The organism is Mesobacillus sp., assembly GCF_049588175.1.
Lineage (GTDB): Bacteria > Bacillota > Bacilli > Bacillales > Cytobacillaceae > Mesobacillus.
The window spans coordinates 1-2,759 of sequence record NZ_JBAVFI010000627.1 but is presented as its reverse complement, the minus strand read 5'-3'; the positions used below and the strand labels follow the sequence as shown (position 1 = coordinate 2,759).

At 42.3% G+C, this 2,759-nt stretch carries 2 protein-coding genes; one reads left to right on the top strand and one right to left on the bottom strand.

Annotated features, from left to right (window positions below):
• Positions 1 to 479: 479 nt before the first annotated feature.
• The gene (locus WB217_RS15135) at positions 480 to 1,028 is read left to right on the top strand and encodes a GNAT family N-acetyltransferase (RefSeq protein ID WP_423994071.1); all 549 of its coding nucleotides are present in this window, start codon (positions 480 to 482) and stop codon (positions 1,026 to 1,028) included.
• A 146-nt stretch (positions 1,029 to 1,174) separates the two neighbouring features.
• On the opposite strand, the gene brnQ is transcribed toward WB217_RS15135, so the two are convergent.
• A complete protein-coding gene (gene brnQ / locus WB217_RS15130; RefSeq protein WP_423994070.1) occupies positions 1,175 to 2,518 on the bottom strand; it encodes a branched-chain amino acid transport system II carrier protein in 1,344 nt (447 codons plus the stop codon).
• Positions 2,519 to 2,759: the final 241 nt, after the last annotated feature.

The window sequence follows — 2,759 nt, the reverse complement described above, 5'->3', positions numbered from 1 at the left end:
GTATATACTAGTTAGGTCGAATAGTCAGAAGTCCCATGCACATTATGCTGAAAGGAATGGAAACGATTCCTTTGAAAAATGAAAGCGATATGACCCAAAATTCAATTTGGTTAATAAGTGCCAGATTGTAAGAAAAGTAATATGAATCGGGACTTTCGAATTAACTATTGCAACATAACGACATGCACGAGTAGTTAATCATGTGCTAACAGGATAAATTTCCTTTTAAATTGAATAAAAATAGAAATGAAGCGGGGTTTTATGAGAAATGAAACACGGAAGAAATGTTATTGTAATATATTGATTATGTTTTGGCAGTTCTTTTAAACAAGAAATAGAGGAATGATGCAATATTGCAAAAGTTAAGACAGCATCTTAAGATAGGAATATCAAACATAAAGGGGATAGAATATTGCGGACATATAACACGTTTTTTTCATATGAAGAGGTGACAATAAAAGGAGAATAGGAGATTACAAATGACAACCAATCTATTTCGCGGGCAATTTTTAAAGCTAACAGCTAAAAGAGACGGGGATACTGAAATTATTGCTAGGTGGGATGAAGATCCAGACTATCTTCGGAATGTGGATACTGACATCGCCCATCCGAGGCCGCAACAGTGTTTTGAAGATGAAGGAAATCCGAGCCCCAACAGCTTCTACTTCCGGTTAAGGACGATTGAGGATGACAGGCTTGTTGGCTTTGTCGTTATCCACCGCATCGAGTGGAACAACAGGGCAGGGAAGCTTGCGATTGGAATTGGTGATGCCAAGGACCGGAATAAGGGATATGGTTCGGATGCCTTGAAGCTGATCCTGCGTTATGCCTTCCATGAACTGAACCTGCATCGTGTCGGCCTGGATGTTATTGATTATAACCACGGAGCCATTCGTGCTTATCAAAAAGCTGGCTTCCAGATTGAAGGCAGGATGAGGCAAGCTGTTCATCGTGATGGCAGGATTCATGACCAGATTGCAATGGGGATTTTGCGTTCAGAGTGGGAAGGCTTAAATAAGAATAATTAGATTGTAGATTTAGAAACTCTATTGATGGAAGCGGAAATCCAGTTTTACACAGTCAAATAAATAAAGAAGCCTGACTGCACAGTTGAAAGTGCGTCAGGCCTTTTTTAAAGCTGTGCAGAGAGAGACTCTCCTCACATCATCAGTTATTATTCTGATGCAGTTTTTAAACTCTTTTTACCAAAACGGGATAAAAAGAATTTTTCAAATGCCCATCCAGCAAGTCCGCCAATCAAAGCGGGCAAGACCCAGCCGAGTCCTTCCGCATAGAGCGGCAGCGATTTTAGCGTGGAGGCAAGTGCTTCTGACTCGATTCCGAATGATTTAAGGCCGTCAATCACACTAACCATTCCCGCTGCGAAAACAGCTCCAACATAAACACCTCTTGAACCATTAAAGAAACGGTCAAGGAATGATAGTACCACAAGCACGATCGTGATCGGATAAAGGACGATCAACACTGGTACTGAAATTGAAATGATTTGGTTAAGACCAAGGTTGGCAATCAATAAGCTGATTACTGTAATAACAAGGGTAAACGTCTTATATGAAACTTTCGGCATCAACTTGGCAAAAAACTGGCTCGTAGCTGCAACTAGTCCAACTGCCGTTGTAAAGCAGGCGAGTGTTACAATCAGGCCGAGCAGCAGCATCCCTGGAGTTCCGAACATCAACTTTGCAGCTTCCGTTAAAATCGTACCGCCATTATCATAAGTCCCAACTGAAGCCATTTTAGCTCCAAGCAGCCCCACTGTAACATAGACGAAAGCCAATCCAATACCAGCAATCACTCCAGCCTTTAATGTTTCCCTGACAACCTGAGAACGTTCAAGTTGTTTTTTCTGCTGGACTGCGCTGATGACAATGATTCCAAACGCCAGAGCCGCAATTGTATCCATTGTCAGGTAACCTTCAAGGAACCCGGTAACAAATGGAGCGGCTGTATACTTTTCAGATACTTCTCCAAAAGAACCATCAAGCTGAAAGAAACTTCCCATTACCAGCAGGACAATCGCAGCAAGCATAACAGGTGTCAAAATGCTGCCAATCCGTTCAACCATTTTGGATGGGTTTAGACACACCCAATATACAAGTGCGAAGAATACAACCGTGAAAAGCATTAGTACCATCGAATGTGATCCTGATTCAGCCAGGAATGGTTTAACCGACATTTCAAATGCAACATTGGCACTTCTCGGAATCCCGAAGAATGGTCCAATTGATAAATAAACCGCTGCGCTGAAAACGACAGCGAATAATGGATGGACTCGTGAGCCGATTTCCTGGATGCCGTCCTTTGCCATTGAAATAACGACAACTGTAAGTAACGGCAGGCCAACCCCGGTTACAACAAAACCAAGCATTGCCGGCCAAAAGTTAGCTCCAGCTTCCTGTCCTAAAAATGGAGGGAAAATCAAATTTCCTGCCCCAAAAAATAATGCAAATAACATAAGGCCGATTGTTAACGTATCTTTTCTTTTCAAGCTTCCCATCCTTTTTCTCCTCCTAATATTATGTTTTGGCACTGAGAGTGTAGGAATTTCGGAACGGAATATTATATAGAGAAAAATAAAAACTCGCCCCTGTAAATAGGGACGAGTCATGCTCGCGTTACCACCCTGATTCCGCAAAACTATGCGGCCCTCATCAACGTACCATCATACGTGTTCCATTTAACGGCGGACAGACCGGCGAAAGCTTACTGTATTTCAGCTTTGCATCTCGGAGATGATA

Coding starts and splice junctions, on each gene's coding strand:
- brnQ (WP_423994070.1), bottom strand. CDS start 2,518: ATGGGAAGCTTGAAAAGAAAAGATACGTTAACAATCGGCCTTATGTTA.
- WB217_RS15135 (WP_423994071.1), top strand. CDS start 480: ATGACAACCAATCTATTTCGCGGGCAATTTTTAAAGCTAACAGCTAAA.